Source organism: Marinomonas lutimaris (genome assembly GCF_019426345.1).
Taxonomy (GTDB): Bacteria; Pseudomonadota; Gammaproteobacteria; order Pseudomonadales; family Marinomonadaceae; genus Marinomonas; species Marinomonas lutimaris.
In genome coordinates this window covers 118,639-140,972 of the sequence record NZ_JAHLLW010000010.1, presented here as the reverse complement: position 1 = coordinate 140,972, position 22,334 = coordinate 118,639, and the positions used below count along the sequence as shown (strand labels likewise).

Here is a 22,334-nt window from a genome sequence, read left to right as displayed (position 1 = left end):
TAATTACTGAATCGGTAGACTGATTTGCAAGCGAGTGTTCATGGATAATAAGAAAACGGTGTTGACTGGGTTAAAAGAGAGTTTTTCCAGTAAGTTATGCAAACAGTGATCATCGACTTCACTTTCATATCGACTGATATACCAATAATTTCATATCAAAATTAGACATTTTACGTCTTTGGTTTTGTTTATTTTGTTGTATATTTTAATACTTTAAGTATTAATATTTGGTTTATAGTAAACAATGTGGTTTGATATAAAGATTATTTTGATACCTATAGTGTGAAAATGTCATCTAAAATAAACTGGCTTGTTACCCATACAGCTCCTGGAGCGCTTGTTCTTCAGCAATGGCTGACTGAGAATGGCGTTAGCTACTCTTTAGCTCAGAAGTATGCACAGAGTGGTTGGCTGAAGAAGTTGTGTTCTGGTGTTTATTATCGCCCTGATGGAAAGGATGAACTCAAGCCTAGCTGGGTTGATGCCATACAAGCTATTGATGGGCAGTTGCATTTTCCCGTTCATCTTGCTGGTTTGAGCAGTTTGACTCATCAAGGACTAAGCCATTACTTACAGCTAAGCAAAGGACAGGTTTGGATCGGCGTAAAAAACAAGCAATCACTACCTAAATGGTTTCGTGAGTTTCAACACCAGAATTGGTTTTACTGTGGTAACCATAAACTTGAAGTCATTCCTGATAGAGACTTGAAGACGGTAATAGTTAAAGGAAGAGAATTGCCAGTCAGTTGTCCCGAGCTTGCAGCTTATGAAGTTGTTGATGCAATCGGCAAACAAATTTCGTTTGAGCATGCGGCAGAACTTTTTCAAGGTTTAGTGAATCTTAGCCCGAGGAAGGTGCAATCTCTTCTTGAGCGTAGTAGCTCGGTTCAAACGAATCGCGTGTTTTTGTTTTTAAGCCATTATTACGGTCATCAGTGGGTTAAGCGTATTGATGAAAAAACGATCAAATTAGGTTCTGGTAAGCGACAAGTTGTAGAAAACGGGCGGTTTGATGAGGCTTATCAAATCACAGTGCCAGAAACGTTTAGTACCAAAAAAGGAGAGTAGAGCAATGGATAGGGATAGTCCGTATTACAATCAGGTTTCGTTACTTATTAGGATGTTGCCAGTGGTAGCAACAGAGCCGGTATTTGCACTTAAGGGCGGTACGGCTATTAACTTATTTGTGAGAAATTTTCCTCGCTTGTCAGTGGATATTGATTTGGCTTATCTCCCACTTGAACCTAGAGATGAAGCATTAGCAAATGTAAGAGCGGCTCTACAACGGATTACAGACTTAATCAATGTTCAGCCTTTGACTCGTGCCGTATTACAAGATCAAAAGATAGACGAGCTTCGGATTGTAGTAACAAGCCCAAATGCAACAATCAAAATTGAGGTTTCTCCTGTTGCGAGAGGTACATTACATCAACCTGAGACAATGTCCGTTCAGCCTTCAGTAGAAGACGAGTTTGGTTATGCCGAGGTGCAGGTTGTTAGTATTCCGGATCTTTATGGCGGTAAGCTATGTGCAGCAATGGATCGTCAGCATCCTCGAGATTTATTTGATGTCCGTATGTTACTTGAAGAGGGCGGTATTTCTCGGGAAATCTTCGTAGGATTTCTTACTTATGTTTTAAGTCACCCAAGGCCCATAAGTGAAGTGATGGCGCCTAATTGGCAGTCGCTTGATGAGACATTTTACAAAGAGTTTGATGGGATGACTTTTAAAACTGTTGATCTTGAAGATTTGGTTTCTGTAAGGCCCGCTATGTTGATGGCTCTACAAACACACTTCACACTGCAAGATCGCGCATTTCTATTGTCTTTTAAGCAAGGAAATCCTGATTGGTCATTGTTTGATTTTCCAGAAGTAGCAGAATTACCAGCCATACGTTGGAAACTGCAAAACATTGCTAAGTTGGCTGAAAATCAAGACAAACACGCAGCCCAGCTATTTAAGTTAGAGGCAGTACTAGATGAGTGGCAGAAGCTGGCAAGCCCAAAAAATGGTAAATCCTAGTGTTCAGCAATGACTGCATATCTTTAAACTGACGGGCACAATTGGCTATTATTTCTAAGAGAGCACTCCATGGATAATACAAAAACAGCATTGGCTGGGTTAAAGGGGGAGGTTTTCCTGTTAACCGAGCAGCATAAACCTTTTGCGTCGGCGCAGATTGAGTTGTTGGCGGCGATTGATACGTGTGGCTCTATTTCTAAGGCGGCGAAGCAAGTAGGAATAAGTTATAAAACCGCTTGGGATCGTATTGATGCGATGAATAATATGTCGGCTCAGCCTTTAGTTGTTCGCTCTACGGGCGGTGCGCAAGGCGGCGGAACGCTGTTGACCGAGTTGGGCCACAAGGTGATTTCAGGTTTCCAAGCTTTGCAGGATGAGCATCAGAAATTCATTGAACGCTTAGGCGATAAACTGCATAACTTAAATGATGTGGCGAGTTTTATGAGGAGCGAGAGTGTGAAAACCAGTGCAAGAAATCAATTTAGAGGCACGGTTAGCAATATTACTCTTGGTACTGTGAATACTGAGGTTGAGTTGGATATTGGCACTGATCAATCCATTATTGCGATGATCACTCAGGAAAGCGTTGAGCAGCTTGGGTTAGAGAAGAACAGCGATGTGGTGGCTTTGATTAAGGCGTCTTCGGTGATTTTAAGTACGAATACCAAGGTAGTCACCAGCGCTCGAAATAAGTTGGTCGGTACGATTTCTCGTTTGTTGCCAGGTGCGGTGAATACGGATGTGACATTAGATATTGGTGGTGGCAAGTCTGTGTCTGCTGTTATCACGAATATAAGCGCACTAGAGCTAGAGCTGGAAGTAGGGCAAGCAGCCTGCGCCTTGTTCAAAGCGCCAAGCGTTATTCTACTGAAAGACGCGTGACGCTGGTGCAGTTATCTGACCAGCGCCACGCTTTTAATTTGCGCCCATAGTCTCTTTCCTTCCTCCAAGGCTAAGTGATCAACGGATCGATAGGTCAGCCTCGCAATGAGTGTGTTTTGCTCTGTCTGTAAGCGGACTAACGCCATGGCTGGGTCTTGGTCGGGAATAATGTCGATCACACTGACTAGCAGTCGATTCAATATGCTGGAATCTTCATAGCAAGTTAGCGTTAGACTCACATCGGTGGCGAGTATTCTGACTCGAACCTGCTGACCAAGACTGTCGCCGTTGTTACGAATCCATAAGTCACTGCCAGCACAAGAGACTTTTGATAAGTGCCACTTTTCATCTTGTTGGACAATCTGGCCTTGCCAGATGACACCTGTGTCATTATTGAACAGCAATGGTGATGTTAGTTGTGAGAAAACCTCTTCTACCTGTCCTTGAGTGGCGACTTCGCCATCTTCCATCAGTACAACATGATCCGCTAGGCGCATCACTTCTTCGACTGAATGACTGACATACAAAATGGGCGTGTTGAGTGTGGACTTCAGCTTTTCGAGATACGGCAATATCTCTTGTTTTCTCGCATTATCCAGTGAGGCTAAGGGTTCATCCATAAGCAATAATTTGGGTTGAATCAATAAGGCGCGCGCGATGGCAATACGTTGTTTTTCACCGCCTGAAAGCTGCTGCGAATTATTCTTTAGTATGGATTCAATGCCCATTAAGTCGATGACTTGGTCATATAAACCAGCAGGTAAGGGAATGCCGCTGCGTTTAATGGCGTAATCTAAATTGCCTTTTGCGGTTAAATGGGGAAAGAGGCTAGGTTCTTGAAACACATAGCCTAATGGCCGTTTGTGTGTCGGTAGGAAAAAATTATCGTTTTGCCATGTTTCGCCTTTCATCACAAAATGCCCTTGCTGTGCTCGCTCTAGACCTGCAATACAGCGCAATAGGGTCGTTTTCCCTGAGCCTGATTGCCCGAAGATAGCGGTGACGCCGCTGTCTGGCAGCGTGAGATCGACATTTAAAGCAAAGTGGGATTGTGGATGCTGTAAGTGAAATTTGGCGTGTAGGCCTTGTTCTGTATTTTCCACTACGATCTTGTTGGTTGGCATGGCTATTTAGCTCCCCACAGGGTGTTTTTTCGTTGGAAGCTATAAAGGCTGAGCAACACCACAAAAGAAAAGATGATCATGATGGCGGCGAGTTTGTGAGCTTGGTCGTATTCCAATGCTTCAACATGGTCATAAATTTGCACGGATACTACGCGAGTTTGTCCGGGAATGTTGCCGCCTATCATTAAGACAACGCCAAATTCGCCGACCGTGTGCGTAAAGCCTAAAATAGCAGCCGTAATAAAGCCGGGTTTCGCTAATGGTAAAACTACAGTGAAAAATCGATCCCAGCTTCCTGCTCGCAAGGTGGCGGCCACTTCTAATGGTCGCTCACCAATGGCTTCAATGGCGTTTTGTATGGGTTGCACGACAAAAGGTAGAGAATAAAATACTGACGCCACGATTAATCCCCAAAAGGTAAAGGGCAGTGTTCCTATACCTAATTCTTGGGTCAATTGACCAATAAAACCATTGGGACCCATGGCGATCAGTAGATAAAAACCTAATACGGTGGGCGGAAGCACAAGCGGTAGGGCAACGATGGCGCTGATTGGCCCTTTTAGGCGGGAGCGGGTTCGTGCCAGCCACCAAGCGATGGGGGTTCCAATGAGCAGTAAAATAACAGTAACAGTTGTCGCTACTTTAAAGGTTAGCCAAATGGCTTCTAAGTCTGACGCAGAAAGCATATTGGCTGTTATTCCGTTTTATAACCGTATGAATGGATGATGTTACGGGCTGTGTCGCTGCGTAGATAGTCAATCAGGCCTTTTGCTGCGGCGCTATTTTCAGCTTTTTTTAATAACACGGCATCTTGGCGTATTGGGCTGTATTGATCCGAGGGAATAATCCAGCTTGAGCCTGATTTAATGTGTCCTTTGCTCATTATTTGTGACAGAGCAACGAATCCTAAGTCGGTATTCCCCGTGCTGACAAATTGATAGGTTTGCGAGATGTTTTCGCCCATTACCCATTTTGATCGTGTCTTTTCTGTAACTCCTAAACCTTTTAATACTTCCATTGCTGCCACACCATAAGGCGCCAGTTTTGGGTTGGCTAAGGCCAGTTTATTGAAATCTCCGCTTTTTAAACGAGCGTTATTGTTGTCGATGAAATCGGCTTTAGACGACCACAAAGCCAAGGCGCCAATGGCATAGGTGAAGCGACTGTTTGGGATTATGGCGCCTGCTTTTTCTAAGGCGTCGGGTTTGTTTTGATCAGCGGATAGAAAGACATCAAAAGGTGCGCCGTTTTGGATTTGAGCAAAGAATTTACCAGAGGAACCGAAGGATAAAATCACTTTGTTGCCAGATTCTTCCTCGTATTGTTTGGCGATGTCTTTCATAGGAGTAGTAAAATTTGATGCGACGGCGGCATGGACTTCTTCGGCATAGCTTGAAGGGCTAAGCATCAAGAAACTTAATAGTATGATGCTTAGTGAATTGAATAATCGCATGGCTTTACCCTTATAACATTGCTTGAGAATAGGATTTATATTGATGCGTTATATATTGCGTTATATAGCGAAGTGGCGCAAGAGGACAGCGTTCTTCTATTTATTCTTCTAGATAAGGTTGGATATTAACGGTATCTATCTGCTCTTTTGGTAAAAATTTCTCGGCGTATTTTAAGTAAGTGCCACTGGTGAGAAAGAAGCGGAATAGCTGTAGATCAAGGTGTCCTTCTTTGCACATGTTAAACATGATGTCGATGGCGATACTGATTGGTTTGGCCTTTTTATAAGGTCGATCTGCGGCGGTAAGCGCTTCGAATACATCGGCGATCATGAGTATTCTGTCGGGTATACTAAGTTGTTCTGCATTGAGTTTTCGTGGATAGCCTTGGCCGTCCATTCTTTCGTGGTGAGTTGAAGCGTAACGAGGTACTCGGCTGAGTTCTGGCGGAAATGGCAGGCTATCTAGCATGGTAATTGTGCTGATCATATGTTCATTGATTTTAAACCTATCTTCTTCGGTGAGCGTGCCTCTTTTTATAGTGAGATTGTAGATTTCACCTTGGTTATATTGATGTTCCGGTATTGTCATCTTTATGCCTAAAGATGCGTCAAACTTGATATTTTTATGTCGTGGAATGATATGTTCAGGTTTATCTGACAGTAGTGTTTCTATGGTGGTAGGTTGGTCGCTGTCTAGCTTGTTATCTTGTTCTTGCTTGGCAAGCATCATTTCTTCTGCAGGAGATAATCCTAAGCGATTATTAAAATTTCGAGTCCATTCTTGTGCGCTAATGGCTTTGATTCTTTCCCGGTCTTGTTCGCTCATAAATTCACTGCCAACGTTGGCTTTGGCTACGAAAGCAAATTCTTCTTGAAGCCTTGTTTGGTTTTCCTGCCATGTTGTTAAAGCGACGGTTGGGTTTTGTTTTTCAATGTACACGGCACGTAAGTAATCTATTTCTGCATCACGCCATAAGACTTCAAATCGCATGCGAATCTCATGAATACGATTATAAATACATTCCAGCTTGGAGCCTTTGTCTATGATGTGTTCTGGCATGGTGATTTTGCCACAGTCGTGTAACCAAGCAGCAATGCGAAACTCTAGACGTTCGTTGTCATTGGCAAATTGGAAGTTTTTATAAGGGCCATCTTCTGTTTTTTCTAAGGCGTCGGAGATCATCAGACCAAGTTCTGGAACCCGATAGCAATGACCACCTGTGTGCGCCGATTTGTCATCTATAGCGGTTGCGATAAGGCGGATTAATGCCTCCATAAATTCTTTCTGGTTGGCTTCATGCTGCTTAATATCTTGAGACATGGATATAAAGGAGTTAGAGAGTTGCCATATCTCTTTAATGTGCGAGTCTGTGAAGACTACATCATCAAATTGGCGTTGTTTGATTTTCTCTGTTTCAAGTTGTAATTGTCTAATAGGGCGCACTATGGGCGCACTGAAAAGCCAGATAATTGGCAATAATATGATCATTACCAAAGCATTTAATAATGTTGAGTGAAGCGCTTCTTTGGTTGCTTGTTGAAATAACACGTCTTTTGGTAGGGTGACGGTGATGTATTGTTGATTAAGTATGTCGCTGCCGATGGCAGTGATAAATGCATAGTATCGGCGACTCTCTTCTTTTTCGATAAGAGTTGGCTGTTTTGCGTTTGGGGTGTTGGCAATGTCGATTAATTTTTTTGACTCTATGCCAAGGTAATCTTGAATGTATTGATGAGACGACGATGCGTCTGAGTCGCTATTCGTTAGATTTGAGGCAATGATTTTGCCATTTTGGTTGAATAAAAAGGCTTGCTCCTGACCATTTATAAGTTTCGATGAAGACAAAGTAAGTTGATCTGATAAAGACGATAAGAGGATATCTAAGCCTATTACTTGATCTGTGTTGCGGATTCTCTTTGCGTAGGTTTGTCCAGAAACTTGTAAGTGCTGAAAAAGATAGGGTTGAGTTGTATAGATATTATTTTGTTCTGATGCCGCAAACCATGGTCTCTCTGTAGGGGAGAAACTACTCTTCTCTGTTTGTTGGTGATTAAGGCGAAAGGTACTGGAGTAATAATAGGTAATGCGTAAACGCTTTTCGCCACTCCCAGAAATATCTACCGCAGCCCAACGATCATCCGCTTGTGCCCCCATTCGTTGTCTTGTGTCTTTGGCTGAGTCTAGGTTAATGAGCTGAAAAAAGTTTTCTTGCTTATCACCAATATAGACGCTGTATAGCTGGGGACGCTTTTGTAGAAATTGAGCAAATAGACTGCTTTTACGTTCGATGCTGGTGTTTGATAAATCAGAATTGATTAGCTCTGCAAGCAGATTGACTGTTTGTTTGGCATCGCTGTCTAGGCTATAAACACTGTCGCTCATGTGATCAGAAAGTAGATTCATACTTGACAGCATGTGATCGACAGCCATTCTCTTACTGGCGTTGTATTGCAGAGAAATAGCAATACCTGCGGTAATGACGATTGCCAGAAGAAACATATTGGCAACAAGAATTCTGATAGAGAATCGCTTGAATATCCGTTTTTTGGTTGTCACTATTTACTTCCTTGCAATAAGCGTTAAAAGCCGAATTTGCTAGATACTTACGCGCCTTTTAATAGAAGTCTAATCTGTGAATTAGTGCAAATGAATAAGTGTGACGATTTGTGACTTTTCTTGTTTTATCATTCGTTCAAGTTTTTTCCTTATTCGTTTTTCTTATATAAGTTAATCATTTTTCCTTCTTATCCATTTAGTCAACATTTTGTTAACATTGCGCTAACTTGCCGATTTGACTTGTTGATTGATGTTTAGGTGAACAGGTTCGGTGTTCTATGACTTATTTTTTAAGGTTTTTTCTCCATGTTGTATCCCATTATTAACTTAGCGGTGTTCGCTTTGTTAATCGCGTTGTTGTTCAAACTGCAAAAAGCGAAAAAGACGTTATCGACTCAAGTATTTACTGGTTTGGGTCTTGGTGTGGCGTTTGGTGCTGCGTTGCAATTTATCTATGGTGTTGGCAGTACAGAAGCTAACGAAACATTAGAGTATGTGAATATCGTCGGTTATGGCTATGTTAGCTTGCTGAAGATGATCATTATGCCGTTAATTTTAGTGTCTATTATTGGCGCTATTATTAAGGTTAAAGACACGGGCTCTTTGGGCAAGATGTCTGGCGGTATTATTGGTATCTTGTTGGCGACAACGGCGGTTTCTGCTTTGATCGGTGTTTTCGTCAGTAACTTATTTGGTTTGTCGGCCGATGGTATTGTGCAGGGCGCTCGCGAAATGGCTCGCGGTGCAGCATTGGAAACTCGCTTAGATGGATTAGCGAATGTTTCGTTTGCTGATATGATTACCTCTTTCTTCCCAGGTAACCCTTTTGCGGATTTAGCAGGAAGTCGTCCGACTTCTACCATTGCTGTGGTTATTTTTGCAGCCTTTGTTGGCGTGGCAGGTGTGACCGTTGCTCGTACTGAGCCAGAGTTAGGGGCAAGTTTTGAGCGTTTTGTTGATGTCGCTCAATCAATCGTTAGAACCTTGGTTCGTATGGTGTTAAGCCTGACGCCATACGGTATTCTTGCGCTGATGACTAAGGTTGTTGCGGGGTCAGATGTCTCTGATATTTTGACTTTGCTTAACTTTGTTGTGGCGTCTTATGTTGGTTTGGCGCTTATTCTAGTCATGCATTTATGTTTGTTGGCATTTAATGGCATTTCACCGCTGCGCTACTTTAAGAAAGTTCTACCTGTATTGTTGTTTGCTTTTACTTCTCGCTCTAGTGCGGGAACGATTCCGTTGAATATCGATACTCAGGTTAAACGTCTAGGTAACGGTGAAGGTGAATCCAATTTCTCGGCTTCTTTTGGTGCAACTATGGGTCAAAATGGGTGTGCTGGTTTGTACCCAGCCATGTTGGCAGTGATGATTGCACCAACAGTAGGCATTAATCCATTAGATCCGAGCTTTATTATTTCACTGATTGCTATCGTAACCATTAGCTCATTTGGTATTGCTGGCATTGGTGGTGGCGCGACGTTTGCAGCCTTGATCGTATTGTCTGCGCTGGATATGCCTGTTGCGTTGGCTGGCTTATTGATTTCTATCGAACCTTTGATCGATATGGGTCGTACCGCTGTGAACGTTAATGGTGCAATGACCGCGGGTAGTATTACGTCGAAATGGCTTGGTCATTCTGATTCGAGTGTGTTTGAACAAGATGAAGTTCCAGAAGCCGAGCTGAGAAACAGTTAATAGCAAAGCAGTTTGATTGCTTTTATTTTAAAACCACCTTCGGGTGGTTTTTTTGTTTATATACCACGCTTTTTATGAGTAATTAATTTTCAAATAGAAAATTTGAGTATTAGGCATGCAAAGTGCTTGAATTAATCTAAGCTTGCTTAATAACAACGACAAGGAGAGGCGTGTGTCCTTATTTTCAAATCTAAAAGTATCCCATTCGGTCGCCATTGTTGGTATTTTACCATCGCTGTTTGCCATTATTATTGTGGGTTTTTTAGTCAAAGATTTAAATGAACGTGTTCATGAAGGTCGTATCGCCGAAGACATGGTGAAGTTATCGTCTATTTTAGATGGAGTGGCTCACAATTTTGCGGTTGAGCGTGGTTTAAGTGCGGGTTATTTAGGTAGTAAAGGCAGCAACGGAAAAGATACTTTATTGGCGCAGCGTAAGTTAGCCGACAATGCAGAGGCAGCGCTTAAAAATATAGATGATAGCGCTTTTGAGGTGCTTACTTCTGAGCGTTTGAATCGTTTACGAACTCCTGTTTTAAACATGCTGAAAGATAAAAATCAGGTTCGCCAAAAAGTCGATGCTTTGGCGGCTGATAATGGGGCTTTTGACTTTTACTCTGAGGTAAACCGCCAAGCGTTAAACTCTATTCAGCGTGTTATTTTGGATATCAGAAATCGAGATATTGCCAAAGCACTGGAAGCCCGTTTAAGTTTATTATGGATGAAAGAGCGAGCAGGTCAGTACCGTGGGGCTCTAAATGGCGTATATGCGGCTAAATCTACAACGTTAAAACGTCAGTCACAAATAGCGGCCTTTATTGAAGATGAGCATCATCAGCTAGAGCACTTTATTGTGACGGCGTCAGATAAAGAAGAGGCGTTGCTGAATGCCGCTATGAAAGATGCTAAATGGAAGGCGGTTACCCAAGCTACGAATGATTTTTTAGCGACAAAAGATGTTTCTTCTGTGAATGGCCCTGCTGATTGGTTTGCACTTGCCACAGCAAAGATAGGCTTGATAAAAGGTGTTGCGGATAAAATTAGCTCTGAGATTAATATTCTTAGTTCATCGTTAACCTCACGTAGCGAGCTTTATCGTAATGGCTTGATTATTGGTTTTATTTTATTAATTACTCCTGTTATTTGGTTAGCATTTTCTCTTACTCGATCTCTTTCTAAGCGTGTCGAACGGATTAGCCAGACCTTATCCAATGTCTCTACAGATCGTAATTTGGTCGGCAGAATTGAAAATACATCACATGATGAGTTGGGTGAGATCATCCAATACTTAAACGTTCATTTAGATCATTTGAGTGAGTCTTTCCATTTGATGGTTGATATGGCATCTGAATCTAAAGAAAGTATGAATGTGCTGAGTGGCTATTCGAGAAATGCGTTACAGGAAACCAAGGACCAGTTTAATCAGACTGATCTTATGGCGTCGGCAGTGGAGGAGATGTCTCTAACGAGCAATACGATTTCTCAAGATATGCTAGCTTCAGCTGAAGCGACTGATAGCATTCGTGAGCAAAGCACTCAAGGCTCAGCGCGGATGCAGACTATTCTACAATCCATCGCTAATTTATCTTTGGAAGTGGATGGCGGATATAAAGCGGTGCAGTCGGTTACTGGTCATACGGAGCAAATTAGCAGCATCTTACAAACCATTGAATCTATCGCTGAACAGACTAATTTATTGGCATTAAACGCAGCGATAGAAGCGGCTCGTGCAGGAGAACAAGGGCGAGGTTTTGCGGTAGTGGCGGATGAAGTGAGAACGCTTGCTCAGCGTACACAAAATTCGACCGAAGAGATTCGTTCAATGATCGAAGCCTTGGTGGGGTCAGGTAAGAGCGCTCTACAATCCATGGATAAATGTGCCAGCATGGCGACGCAAACTTCGAATGTGGTGACTGAGAATGTCACCATGATGCAAGGCTTGTTTGATGCTATTGAGAAGCTAGCGCAAACCATAGAACGAGTTGCTACCGCGTCAGAAGAACAATCTCAAGTGTCTGAAGAAATTAATAAGAATATTCAGAATGTCAGCGAACGTTCGGAACGAATTCTGGATATGGTTAATAAAACCGACGAAGGATCAGCGCAAGCTAAGCAGCGTTTTGAAAATGTACTGAAAGAGATTAGCTCGTATAAATTGAGTTAGCTAGGAAAGACATCAAACTTTCATACTGAGAGTTTGATGTCTTTTTTGATCTAATGAGTGCGTTTTATCTCGAAGGTCTTCATGAAAACATCATTACTAAATGTGCCTATAATCGCGCTAAAGGAAATAGTGAAATTTAAGACAAATATCATTTCATTGCCATATTCTTGGGCCTTTAAGGCATCTCCCCAAACGTAAAAGAATATAGATGCACCATATAGAAACAAGCTAATTTTGTTGGTCGTGAAAAAGAAGGGAATTTCGAAAATCCAAAGCTCTTTTTTGTTTCCGTATCTAATGATCAAATTGAGTAAAACATATGAAACAGTAGTCCCTATGGCAATCATGTATGCTTGAAATATTTGGTAATCATTTAATAGCGTATTTCCCATATAAATTGAAAATCCAGCTGCAATAATCCAAAGCAGTAAAAGTGGTCCTAAAATTAATCCCATGATCTGATCCTATCGTTTTAATATTTAGTGCTTATTTGTGTTTTTTTCAGTGTGTTTGTTCGATGTTGTGTTCTTCCATAAAGCTCTCACTACTAAATGAACCAAGCAAGGTGCCTAATGAAATAGAGAGCGCGATGATGAAAATGAGAGATTTAATTGATGGGTTTTTAATGCGTTTCTTGAGGATGAAATAGGCTAAAAATGCGGCTAAATATAGCAGTGCAGCATCAAGGTTAAATAAGAAGAAAAATATTATTTCAAATGCCCAGAGCGACTCACTACTTTCAAACTGATTGATAGAGTGCTTCATATACATGATGGCGAGAAGAATGGCGGCTAGCGTTGGTAGTATTTTATAGACAAACAGCTTCTCTTCTTTCAATAAGACATAGCCGATTCGAAGCGAGAAAAGAAAGCAGATTACCCAAAATAAAAAAAGAGGGAGAATGATTATTCCCATAACACGTCCTTGATGTTGTTGAGTTTCAAATAGTCTTTTAGATAAAGCAAAGCCACAGTGAGATAGTCTCACTGTGGCTTTATTTATTCTAGCAGATTAGTTGATGAGAATTAATCTGGTTTACGGTTACGACGCGCAGGTGCTAGAGGCTTGCTGCGTAAACCTTGGCCTGGTGTCATTTCTGCTTTTGGTGCGCTAGGGCGACGATTGCCAGACTTAGGCGCATTGCCTTGTTTCGCTGGATTGCCACCTTGTTTTGCGCCATTACCCTGTCGTGGACCATTGGTTTGCTCACGCGGTCTTTTCGGCTTGTTAGGCTTGATTGGACGTGTATCTAGAGTGGTATCAGGCAACATGTGCGTTGGCATGAAATCATCTTCGTAGCGACGTTCAATTAGCTTCTGAGTCAAACGCTCGATAGCACGTAATTGGTCTAGCTCGTCGGCAGCGACCAATGAAATGGCTTTGCCAGTTGCGCCAGCGCGGCCAGTACGACCGATACGGTGAACGTAATCTTCTGCTACATCTGGTAAGTCAAAGTTGACTACGTGAGGCAGCTGTTCAATGTCCAATCCACGTGCCGCGATGTCTGTCGCGACAAGAATACGAATACGGCCTTCTTTAAAGTCTGATAGAGCGCGAGTACGTGCGCCTTGGCTTTTGTTGCCGTGAATGGCGCTAGCACGAATGCCAGCATCTTCTAATTGTTTGGTGATCTTATTGGCACCGTGTTTAGTGCGAGAAAAAACCAATGCCTGATCCCAGCGACCATCAGCGATAAGTTGAATTAACAACTCAGTTTTGCGTTTCTTGTCGACTGGATGTAACCACTGTTCTACAGAGACCGCTGTCGCATTACGCGGCGTAACGGAAATCTCGACTGGGTTGTTTACCAAGCCTTTTGCAAGCTGGCGGATTTCTGGAGAGAAGGTCGCAGAGAACAATAGGTTCTGACGTTTCTTCGGCAAAATCGCGAGGATTTTTTTGATGTCATGGATAAAGCCCATGTCCAACATGCGATCTGCTTCGTCTAATACTAGGATTTCTAGCTTATCGAAACGTACCGCTTTTTGATTGTATAAATCCATCATGCGGCCAGGCGTTGCGATCAAAATATCTGCGCCGCGACGTAGTGCCATCATTTGCGGATTGATTTTAACGCCACCAAATACCACGGTTGATTTAAGCGATAAATGCTGACCGTAATTTTTGACGCTTTCTGCGACTTGCGCTGCCAATTCACGAGTTGGCGTTAATACCAAAGCGCGAACTTGATTGCTTTGTGCGTTTTCGCCTTTACTTAGAATTTCAAGCAAGGGTAAGGTAAAACCGGCTGTTTTGCCTGTCCCTGTTTGGGCTGCGGCCATCACATCTTGGCCTTCAAGAATGGCGGGTATTGCCTGAGCTTGAATTGCAGACGGCTCAGTATAGCCTTGATCTTCAATGGCTTTTAGGATGGGGGCAGAAAGCCCAAGTTTGTTGAAACTCATAGATGTTCTCATGTTTTATAAAGGCAGGTGCAAAGCTGAAAGGTCAGGTTATGCAAGAATTTCGCGAAGCTTACCTTATATCGGCTCTACATGCTATGTAGTATGGCTTTTGTACGATAATTGCACTGGCTTAAATCTCATTAAAAAGTGCAGTAAAAGCGTCTTTGCATCGACTTACTGCGTCGAGCAAACTATGTCGAGCAAAGACTTATTCGTATCTTCCCTAGTTTTTTCGTTAGACTCGTTTTACATCCACTGACACGGCAAGCTGCTGAGAACCTCCGCCTTCAAAGATCACACCTTGCAATGGTGTGACATCGGCATAATCTCGTCCCCATGCGGTGACGATATGTTGGTCGCTTGGCATTAAGTCATTAGTTGGATCGAATTCCACCCAGCCCAATTCAGGGATAAAAACCGCGAACCAAGCGTGGGAAGCATCAGCACCAACTAATTTTTCTTGTCCTGGTGGTGGCAAGGTTTCCAGATAGCCGCTCATGTAACGAGCTGGAATGCCTACCGAGCGCAAGCAGCCAATGGCTAAATGAGCGAAGTCCTGACATACACCGCTGCGCTGTTTAAGTACTTGTTCAAGCGGCGTCGCAACGGTTGTCGTTGTTGGGTCAAATTTGAACTCGGTGAAGATCTTATGGGTGAAAGCCAGTGCGGCTTGCAAGACCGGTTTGTCATCTGCAAACGTGCTTAGCGCGTAGGCTTTTAAATCTTCTGAGCAGCGAATTTGCGGTGAATCCAGTAAATACTCTTTTGCCATGCGTAGTTCAGGGGTATTTGGATTGCTTAATTGCGTACGCAATTGACCGCAAGTCAGTGTGCTTTGCATTTGCCATTGCAGTACGTCCAATGGCGAAATTTCGAAGTCAGTAGTGACATCGATAACCAGCTTTTTATGTGCTTCTTGAATAGAAAAATAAAACGTCTGATTACCAAAATAATCTTCGCCATCGTTTTGATAAACTGGTGGTGGATTAATTTGTACTTTTTGATTTAAGCAGCGTTGATTGCGTGTGTCTCGTGGCAACAAATGAGCCATGTTGTAACATAAGCTCACGGGTGCTCCATAGGTATATTCCGTTATATGACGAACGCGGTATCTCATATACTTGTTCCTCTGATGGCTTCGGTCAATGACTGAGGGCCAGCGGTATGGTCAAAATACTTATCGCTAATGAGGACGGTGAATTGTTCTAGCTGATCTAGTAGTTCGGTCATAAGTTGTTCTAATTTTAGACGGCTCTGGCTGTCTGGATCGACCTTAGCAAGCTCTTCCAAATCGGCAAGCTGAATATCATTTAGTGACTTTAAAATGATTTTATTTTCTGGGCTGAGCCCCGCTGTTGTCGTCTCATTTCTTGGTAGTTCTTTAATGTATTTACGCAGTTGTTCTACTTGATAAAGTAAAGAGCGTGGATTGGTGCCATCAATCATCAATAGATCCAATCCGTAAGCCACACGAACACGATTACGATAGCGACGACGGAAAGAAATAAGGGCTTCTACACTCAATAAAACAGATTCTAGAATTTGTTGCTGTGGTCCTGATGGCAGTGGTTTGGTTAGCGCGGAACGTAGCAAGGTTGCTGTTTGCAATGCTCGTTCAGTACGGCGGCCAATTTCTTGAAACGTCCAGTCAAGTCCACGTAGCATACTTTCATGATTCAAACCGGACAGTGCCAATAAGGAAGTAACTAGGCTGTCTAGCGATTCTTCCGGCGCTGAAGGCAAGCCATTGGTATAAGCACGGTCTAGCTCATGAATGTGGTCACGAAGCTCATTGATGATGATACGAGTATCGGCCGAAAGCATTTCTTTGACTTGCTCGCCACAACTTAACATGGCTTGCAGATTGGCTTTGACCGATCCTGCTCGACTGCCATCCGTGATGATAGAAACGAGTTCAGCTTCTGGGTTGGCTAGCAGCTTTTCATCCGCTTCCATAAAGCCAGGTAAGCAGCCCGTTTGTGTAGAGGCCATTTCAAGTAGCATGCGACGGCTTTCTTCTGGCAGTGGATCAATGCCATTCATTTGTTTAAAAATGGTACGTAGCAAGCGCATACTTATTTCTGCGCGTTCTGCATAGCGCCCCATCCAAAATAAGTTTTCTACCACTCGGCTTGGCAAGTTTGATTGTAAGGCTTCGTCTTGTAACAAGACTTGATCATTGAGCAAGGTGGTGTGTGTTTCAGGTTCTGCGGCGATGATCCAAGTGTCTTTACTCTTTGAAATAGACATATTGGTAACAATAGTGTCTTTTGGCGATTCGCCAGCACGAGATAAACCGCCGGGCATGACTATGTAATCTGTTGGGCCAGCAATAGTGAAAGCTCGTAATAGGCTAGGTCTGGCTTGTATTTTTCCGTCCAACCAAATAGGCGACATTGATCCTGGCACATAACTTTGTGCCGTGTAGAGATGAGGGGCTTTCTTGATTTTTTCTATGGTGCTGAGTTTTTGTTTTTCACTCAGCGTGTGCCCATAAATGCTGTTGCTGCTATGACTGCGAATCGCAGGTTTGATAATTAGGTTATTAATATTGGCGATAACATAGTTGAAGTCGTCTTTATTGCCACACCACCAAGTTGTTACCGATGGTAAGGTGAGCTGTTCGCCAGTCAAAAACTCGCTAATGGCTGGCAGAAACTTAACTAACGCTGGCGCTTCTAAAATGCCGCTGCCCAATGGGTTGGCCAGCACAACGTTACCTGCTCGTACTACTTCCAATAAACCTGGAACACCAAGGAAAGAATCGGCTCTTAGTTCGGCTTGATCGCAGTAGGCGTCATCGACTCGACGAAGAATGACATCGACTCGAGCCAAACCGTTTAGGGATTTCATCCATACCGCGCCATTACGCACTGTTAAGTCACTGCCTTGAACTAATGGAAAGCCAAGATAGTTTGATAAGTAAGCTTGTTCGAAATACGTGCTGCTGTAGGCGCCAGGAGACAGCATGACGATACGTGGCGTATCCGTCCATTGGCTTGCAAGGGAAGACAGCATATTTTTGAAGGATTGGAAAAATCCTGCAAGACGACGCACTTGGCTATCTCGGAAACTGTTTGGAATAACACGTGACACCACTGTGCGGTTTTCCAATGCGTAGCCTGCACCATTTGGTGCTTGGGTACGATCGCCAATGACTTGGAATTGGCCAGTATGATCACGAACTAGATCCACAGCATGATGTAAAAGTTGATGTGAGCCGGGAACCATCACACCGTGGCATTGACGTAAAAATCCTGGATGACTAAAAATAATTTCAGATGGAATAATGCCGTTTTTCAGTAATTCTTGTGGACCATATAGATCTTTTAAGATCAGATCGAATAAGTTTGAGCGCTGAGCTAAGCCTTGTTCGATGGCAAGCCATTCATTGGTTGGAATAATGTTGGGAATAAGGTCCAGCGACCACACACTTGGTGTGAGTGGGTCACTGGTTAAATTATAGGTAGCTCCGTCTTCACGAAGGATGCGCTGAGCACGACGTTGTCGGTCTAGCATTTCTTCGTTTGAGAGATTGCTCATGTTGCGCAAAAGGTCTTCCCAATGTGCGCGCGGTTGGCGATCTTCCGTGAAGGCCTCATCATAAGCATTTATCGGTTTATCATAGGCGGAAGATAACGTCGGTTTTTCATCTATTACCGACGTTATAAAAGTACCTGTTTGAAGTTGCATAATGTGCTTGAGCCTAAAAAAATTAATTATTAGAGAACATTATACTGCTTCCTTAGATCTAATGTATGCGGATATTCATTCATTGGCTCTTCTGCTGGTGGCGACATAGCGCGAGGCTCGTCTCCATTCGGGTAAAAAGAGCGCAATGCACTGAAGGCTGGCGGTGGAGATAGCGTGCCTTGAGTAAAGCCATGATCCCAAAAACGGTTAACACGGCGTGCTTCCGCTTCATTGCTATTGACCGGTACATTGTCATACGTTCGTCCACCTGGATGAGACACATGATAAGTACAACCGCCAACAGATAAGCCATTCCAAGTATCGATCAAATCAAATATTAGTGGCGTATCGGTCCCCAATGTTGGATGTAAGGCAGATGGTGGCGCCCAAGCTTTATAGCGAACTGCGCCAACATATTCGCCTTTGCGACCTGTAGATCGAATCGGCACACGACGGCCATTACAGCTAAGCACATAACGTCCATCGGTTAAGCCAGATAGTTTTACCTGCAAACGTTCGACAGAAGAATCTACATAGCGAGCAGTGCCCGACCCGGTGATTTCTTCGCCTAGAACGTGCCAAGGTTCAATCGCCCAACGAAGCTCGATTTCCATGTCATCGATTTTTTGACGGCCATAATGCGGGAAACGGAACTCTTCAAACGGAGCTAACCATTCTAGTTTGAATGGGAAACCATGGCGCTGAAGATCTTCAACCACTTCTTTCACGTCTTGCCAAACGAAATGCGGCAGCATGAATTTATCGTGCAAGCTGGTGCCCCAACGAACTAAAGGCTTTTTGTACGGTTCTTTCCAGAAACGGGCCACGAGACAGCGCAACAGCAGCATTTGTACGAGCGACATATGCGGATGTGGCGGCATTTCAAAACCACGGAATTCCAATAGACCTTGGCGACCACTGGCGCTACCAGCAGCGTATAGCTTATCGATACAGAATTCGGAACGATGGGTGTTGCCTGTGATGTCGACTAGCAAGTTACGCATTAAGCGATCAACTAACCAAGGTTCTTCAACAAAACCTTCTGGCATATTTTGGAAAGCAATTTCCATTTCATATAAGGCTTCATCGCGGCCTTCGTCTGGACGTGGTGCTTGGCTAGTTGGGCCAATAAACATGCCAGAGAAAAGATAAGACAAGCCTGGATGATGCTGCCAGAAGGTCACTAAACTCTGTAACAACTCAGGGCGGCGCAACAGCGGACTGTCTGCTGGTGTGCGACCACCTAGCGTCACGTGATTGCCACCACCAGTGCCTGTATGGCGACCATCAAGCATGAACTTTTCTGCGCCTAGGCGAGAAAGATAGGCTTGGTGATATAAGGTCTCGGTATTGTGAACCAGTTCTTTCCAGCTCGCGGCAGGATGAATGTTCACCTCGATAACCCCTGGATCTGGCGTGATCAGGAACTTTTGCAAGCGCGGATCTTTTGGAGGCTCATAACCTTCGACAACGATAGGTGTCTCAAGCGTTTTCGCAACCGCTTCAAGCTGCTCAAGAACATCTACAAAATGCTCAAGATGCGTCATTGGTGGCATGAATACATGCAAGCGGCCATCTCGTGGTTCGATACACAAGGTAGTGCGAATCACGTTTTTCAGCGTTTTTTCTGGCGCTAAAGCAGGCGTTGCAGCTGGTTTCTTAGCGAAATGCTGTTTGGCAACGCTTTCTAATACCGCGTTGTCTTTTTTGTTCGCCAAAGGTTGGCGAGGATCAAACGGGTCACGCTCGGGTATGCGATCTTCTTCGGCTTGCGCTGGCAAAGAATTCAATGGCAAACGATAGCCCATTGGGCTATCGCCCGGAATCAAAGTGATAACGTCACTGCGCATTGGCCAAAGGGAGCTATTCCAACGATTGTTTACCGTATCGAATTCTAACGGCAAAACGAAGCCAGTTGTGGTGCTTAAACCACGGCTAAGCAGTTTTGCTAGACGACGGCGTTCTAGATCATCTTTTAAATCGGCTTTGGTTGGATCTGCATCCGCAGGAAGCGATTGCTCCATCCATAAATAATATAGAGTGTCTTCGTAGGTGCTTTGAAGGTATTGCTTATCCAAGGCGAGTTTTTCGCACAACAATTCACCAAACGCTTGGGCGTCTTTGATGGTGTGTTTGTAGTCTTTGTCTACGCGCGCTAAATACTTTGGATCATTCCACAAGGCTTCGCCGTCAGTACGCCAAAAACAACCCAGTGCCCAACGCGGTACTTCTTCACCCGGATACCATTTGCCTTGGCCATAATGAAGTAGGCCATTAGCACCGAATTCTTGCTTCATTTTAATCAGCAGGTCTTTGGCTAATTTGAGTTTTTCTGCCCCCAATGCGCCGGTGTTCCACTGTTCTGAATCCATGTCATCGATGGAGACAAAGGTCGGTTCTCCACCCATTGTCAGACGAACGTCGCCGTCTTCAAGCTGTTTGTCAACCGCAAAACCTAAGGCTTTGATGGTGTCCCATTCGCCTTCTGCATAGGGTTTGGTCACACGCGGATCTTCATGGATACGAGTTACAATATTGCTGTAGCTAAACTCACATTCACATTCGTCAACAAAGCCAGTAATCGGTGCTGCTGAAGCTGGCTCAGGTGTACAAGCGAGAGGGATGTGACCTTCGCCAGCGAACAAACCTGAAGTTGGGTCTAATCCAACCCAACCTGCGCCGGGTAAAAACACTTCACACCATGCGTGTAAATCGGTGAAATCTTCTTCAGGGCCAGATGGACCGTCGAGGGCTTTCACGTCAGAGGTTAGCTGAACAAGGTAACCAGACGCAAAGCGTGCTGCCAAACCGAGGCTACGTAGTATTTGAACTAATAACCAAGAAGTATCACGGCAAGAACCTTTTTTCAGGGTCAGGGTTTCTTCACAAGTCTGAACGCCTGGCTCTAAACGAATGCCGTAGCCAATCTCGGCTGCCAAGCGGCTATTGATTGCTACAAGGAAATCGTTAATCGGCGTATTTTTACGATCAACTGTTGATAACCATTTATCTAATAACGGGCAAGATTCGGTTACTTGTAAGTAAGGATCGAGCTCTTTCTTAAGTGCTTTATCGTAGGCAAATGGATATTCTTCCGCGTAGCTTTCAACGAAGAAATCGAATGGGTTGATCACCGTCATATCGGCGATAACTTCCACGTAAAACTCGAGTTTGTTGGTTTTTTCAGGAAACACTAAGCGCGTCTGGAAGTTACCAAATGGGTCTTGTTGTACATTGATAAAATGCGTTTCAGGCAAGACTTTAAGCGAGTAAGCATGAATTTTTGTGCGTGAGTGCGCAGCCGGTTGCAGTCTTAAAACGTGAGGAGCTACGTTAATAAAACGGTCAAACTCGTAAGTGGTCTTGTGCTGTATTGCGACTCTAATGGTCATGCAGCGTCTCCTTGCCGAAAATGAAACCAGTTTTCGGTGATCTGGTGATTTATTTCGATAATGGCAATCTGTATATCATTGAGATGGTTGTGAAAGTCTTCATCCAAATCTTCTGAACTATTGATTGGGTAATCAAATTCTAAAAGTTTATCTACCTTAGCGGTAATTAAACCGGCGCGTGGTAATTTTGTCGCCGCTTCACCTATTTGACCTAAGCAATAAGCTAGTGTTCTAGGGAAGCAGGGATCATTCATCAAGAATGTCGTGGCTTTAGCTCCGTTAATAGAGGTTCTAACGGTGCGACGATAATCCAAATACGCACTTTGCGATTTTAATACTTTTGACCAAGTCACTTGTCCAAGCTGGATTCTCGCTTCTGGTTCGGATTGCAGCATTAATGATACCGCGGCATCAAGAATACGCGTTCCCATGTCAGCACGCTCTAAATAGCGCCCCATAATTAGGAAATGCCAGCCAGAATCACGGCTCATAGCACCAGCAAAGAGACCAATGATTTTTTGACAACCTTCAATAATGGTATTCAAGAAAAGGTGACGTTCTGAACGATTAATGCCTTGCTTGATATTTTGTTGTGCGTATAGATCCAGCTCGTTTATCAGCTCCCATGTTTCTTTGGGAACCGCATCACGAGTGGTTCGGATATTTTCTCGCACCATTTTTAATGACGACAACATTGAGCTTGAGTTTGTGTCGTCAGCTAAAAGAAATTTCACTACGTTGCGTTCGTCTTTTACTTTGTAGCGTTGTTCGAAAATTTCTTCTCCACTGAGTATCTCGATTAGGTTATACCAAGATACCTCGATATCTTTCGGTAGGTCGAACAATAGGTCGTCATAAACACTGACCAAGCGGGCTGTGTTTTCAACGCGTTCCAAATACCGTGCGCTCCAATATAAGCGTTCTGCGACTCTAGATAACATGA

At 43.6% G+C, this 22,334-nt stretch carries 16 protein-coding genes; 5 read left to right on the top strand and 11 right to left on the bottom strand.

Annotated features, from left to right (window positions below; genetic code table 11):
• Positions 1-288 precede the first annotated feature (288 nt).
• The 3 genes from KPL72_RS13140 (at position 289) to KPL72_RS13130 (ending at position 2,905) form a co-directional block, all read left to right on the top strand.
• Complete coding sequence (locus KPL72_RS13140) at positions 289-1,068, top strand: type IV toxin-antitoxin system AbiEi family antitoxin (protein WP_219703190.1); 780 nt, start codon at positions 289-291, stop codon at positions 1,066-1,068.
• 4 nt (positions 1,069-1,072) lie between these two features.
• Entirely contained in the window at positions 1,073-2,023 is a 951-nt protein-coding gene (locus KPL72_RS13135) for a nucleotidyl transferase AbiEii/AbiGii toxin family protein (protein ID WP_219703189.1), read from the top strand.
• A 69-nt stretch (positions 2,024-2,092) separates the two neighbouring features.
• Positions 2,093-2,905 carry a TOBE domain-containing protein gene (locus KPL72_RS13130; protein ID WP_219703188.1) on the top strand — a complete coding sequence of 271 codons (813 nt, stop codon included), beginning with the start codon at positions 2,093-2,095 and terminating at the stop codon, positions 2,903-2,905.
• An 11-nt stretch (positions 2,906-2,916) separates the two neighbouring features.
• Here KPL72_RS13130 and modC read toward each other — a convergent pair whose 3' ends face one another.
• The 4 genes from modC to KPL72_RS21460 form a co-directional block, all read right to left on the bottom strand.
• Positions 2,917-4,029, bottom strand: coding sequence for a molybdenum ABC transporter ATP-binding protein (modC, locus tag KPL72_RS13125; protein WP_219703186.1), 1,113 nt, complete (start codon positions 4,027-4,029; stop codon positions 2,917-2,919).
• Between the two features lie 2 nt (positions 4,030-4,031).
• Positions 4,032-4,715, bottom strand: a complete 684-nt coding sequence (gene modB / locus KPL72_RS13120; protein ID WP_114412330.1) for a molybdate ABC transporter permease subunit — start codon at positions 4,713-4,715, stop codon at positions 4,032-4,034.
• Between the two features lie 8 nt (positions 4,716-4,723).
• Positions 4,724-5,482 carry a molybdate ABC transporter substrate-binding protein gene (modA, locus tag KPL72_RS13115; RefSeq protein WP_219703184.1) on the bottom strand — a complete coding sequence of 253 codons (759 nt, stop codon included), beginning with the start codon at positions 5,480-5,482 and terminating at the stop codon, positions 4,724-4,726.
• A 100-nt stretch (positions 5,483-5,582) separates the two neighbouring features.
• Entirely contained in the window at positions 5,583-8,039 is a 2,457-nt protein-coding gene (locus tag KPL72_RS21460) for an HD domain-containing phosphohydrolase (protein WP_219703182.1), read from the bottom strand.
• A gap of 306 nt (positions 8,040-8,345) precedes the next feature.
• Here KPL72_RS21460 and KPL72_RS13105 point away from each other — a divergent pair, with 306 nt between their 5' ends.
• Positions 8,346-9,737, top strand: a complete 1,392-nt coding sequence (locus KPL72_RS13105; RefSeq protein WP_219703181.1) for an L-cystine transporter — start codon at positions 8,346-8,348, stop codon at positions 9,735-9,737.
• A 172-nt stretch (positions 9,738-9,909) separates the two neighbouring features.
• Entirely contained in the window at positions 9,910-11,901 is a 1,992-nt protein-coding gene (locus KPL72_RS13100) for a methyl-accepting chemotaxis protein (protein ID WP_219703179.1), read from the top strand.
• 50 nt (positions 11,902-11,951) lie between these two features.
• Here the strand turns inward: KPL72_RS13100 and KPL72_RS13095 are convergent, their stop codons facing one another.
• From KPL72_RS13095 to KPL72_RS13065, 7 genes are all read right to left on the bottom strand, one after another.
• Positions 11,952-12,356 carry a hypothetical protein gene (locus tag KPL72_RS13095; RefSeq protein ID WP_212917830.1) on the bottom strand — a complete coding sequence of 135 codons (405 nt, stop codon included), beginning with the start codon at positions 12,354-12,356 and terminating at the stop codon, positions 11,952-11,954.
• A gap of 46 nt (positions 12,357-12,402) precedes the next feature.
• Positions 12,403-12,816, bottom strand: a complete 414-nt coding sequence (locus KPL72_RS13090; protein ID WP_212917831.1) for a hypothetical protein — start codon at positions 12,814-12,816, stop codon at positions 12,403-12,405.
• Positions 12,817-12,926: 110 nt separating this feature from the next.
• Complete coding sequence (locus KPL72_RS13085) at positions 12,927-14,306, bottom strand: DEAD/DEAH box helicase (protein WP_219703177.1); 1,380 nt, start codon at positions 14,304-14,306, stop codon at positions 12,927-12,929.
• Positions 14,307-14,541: 235 nt separating this feature from the next.
• Complete coding sequence (locus KPL72_RS13080; RefSeq protein WP_212917833.1) at positions 14,542-15,423, bottom strand: transglutaminase family protein; 882 nt, start codon at positions 15,421-15,423, stop codon at positions 14,542-14,544.
• Positions 15,420-17,999, bottom strand: coding sequence for a circularly permuted type 2 ATP-grasp protein (locus KPL72_RS13075; protein WP_219703175.1), 2,580 nt, complete (start codon positions 17,997-17,999; stop codon positions 15,420-15,422). Before KPL72_RS13075 ends, KPL72_RS13080 begins: the two co-directional genes overlap by 4 nt.
• 29 nt (positions 18,000-18,028) lie before the next feature.
• The gene (locus KPL72_RS13070; protein ID WP_219703173.1) at positions 18,029-21,391 is read right to left on the bottom strand and encodes a transglutaminase family protein; all 3,363 of its coding nucleotides are present in this window, start codon (positions 21,389-21,391) and stop codon (positions 18,029-18,031) included.
• A complete protein-coding gene (locus tag KPL72_RS13065) occupies positions 21,388-22,332 on the bottom strand; it encodes an alpha-E domain-containing protein (RefSeq protein ID WP_219703171.1) in 945 nt (314 codons plus the stop codon). The genes KPL72_RS13070 and KPL72_RS13065 overlap by 4 nt, the downstream gene beginning before the upstream one ends.
• Between the last annotated feature and the right edge of the window lie 2 nt (positions 22,333-22,334).

What these genes read in the sequence shown, in the direction of transcription:
- KPL72_RS13075 (WP_219703175.1), bottom strand. Translation starts at nt 17,999, where the DNA reads ATGCAACTTCAAACAGGTACTTTTATAACGTCGGTAATAGATGAAAAA.
- KPL72_RS13070 (WP_219703173.1), bottom strand. Translation starts at nt 21,391, where the DNA reads ATGACCATTAGAGTCGCAATACAGCACAAGACCACTTACGAGTTTGAC.
- KPL72_RS13085 (WP_219703177.1), bottom strand. Translation starts at nt 14,306, where the DNA reads ATGAGTTTCAACAAACTTGGGCTTTCTGCCCCCATCCTAAAAGCCATT.
- KPL72_RS13065 (WP_219703171.1), bottom strand. Translation starts at nt 22,332, where the DNA reads ATGTTATCTAGAGTCGCAGAACGCTTATATTGGAGCGCACGGTATTTG.
- KPL72_RS13095 (WP_212917830.1), bottom strand. Translation starts at nt 12,356, where the DNA reads ATGGGATTAATTTTAGGACCACTTTTACTGCTTTGGATTATTGCAGCT.
- KPL72_RS13090 (WP_212917831.1), bottom strand. Translation starts at nt 12,816, where the DNA reads ATGGGAATAATCATTCTCCCTCTTTTTTTATTTTGGGTAATCTGCTTT.
- modC (WP_219703186.1), bottom strand. Translation starts at nt 4,029, where the DNA reads ATGCCAACCAACAAGATCGTAGTGGAAAATACAGAACAAGGCCTACAC.
- KPL72_RS13140 (WP_219703190.1), top strand. Translation starts at nt 289, where the DNA reads ATGTCATCTAAAATAAACTGGCTTGTTACCCATACAGCTCCTGGAGCG.
- KPL72_RS13135 (WP_219703189.1), top strand. Translation starts at nt 1,073, where the DNA reads ATGGATAGGGATAGTCCGTATTACAATCAGGTTTCGTTACTTATTAGG.
- modB (WP_114412330.1), bottom strand. Translation starts at nt 4,715, where the DNA reads ATGCTTTCTGCGTCAGACTTAGAAGCCATTTGGCTAACCTTTAAAGTA.
- modA (WP_219703184.1), bottom strand. Translation starts at nt 5,482, where the DNA reads ATGCGATTATTCAATTCACTAAGCATCATACTATTAAGTTTCTTGATG.
- KPL72_RS13130 (WP_219703188.1), top strand. Translation starts at nt 2,093, where the DNA reads ATGGATAATACAAAAACAGCATTGGCTGGGTTAAAGGGGGAGGTTTTC.
- KPL72_RS13080 (WP_212917833.1), bottom strand. Translation starts at nt 15,423, where the DNA reads ATGAGATACCGCGTTCGTCATATAACGGAATATACCTATGGAGCACCC.
- KPL72_RS13105 (WP_219703181.1), top strand. Translation starts at nt 8,346, where the DNA reads ATGTTGTATCCCATTATTAACTTAGCGGTGTTCGCTTTGTTAATCGCG.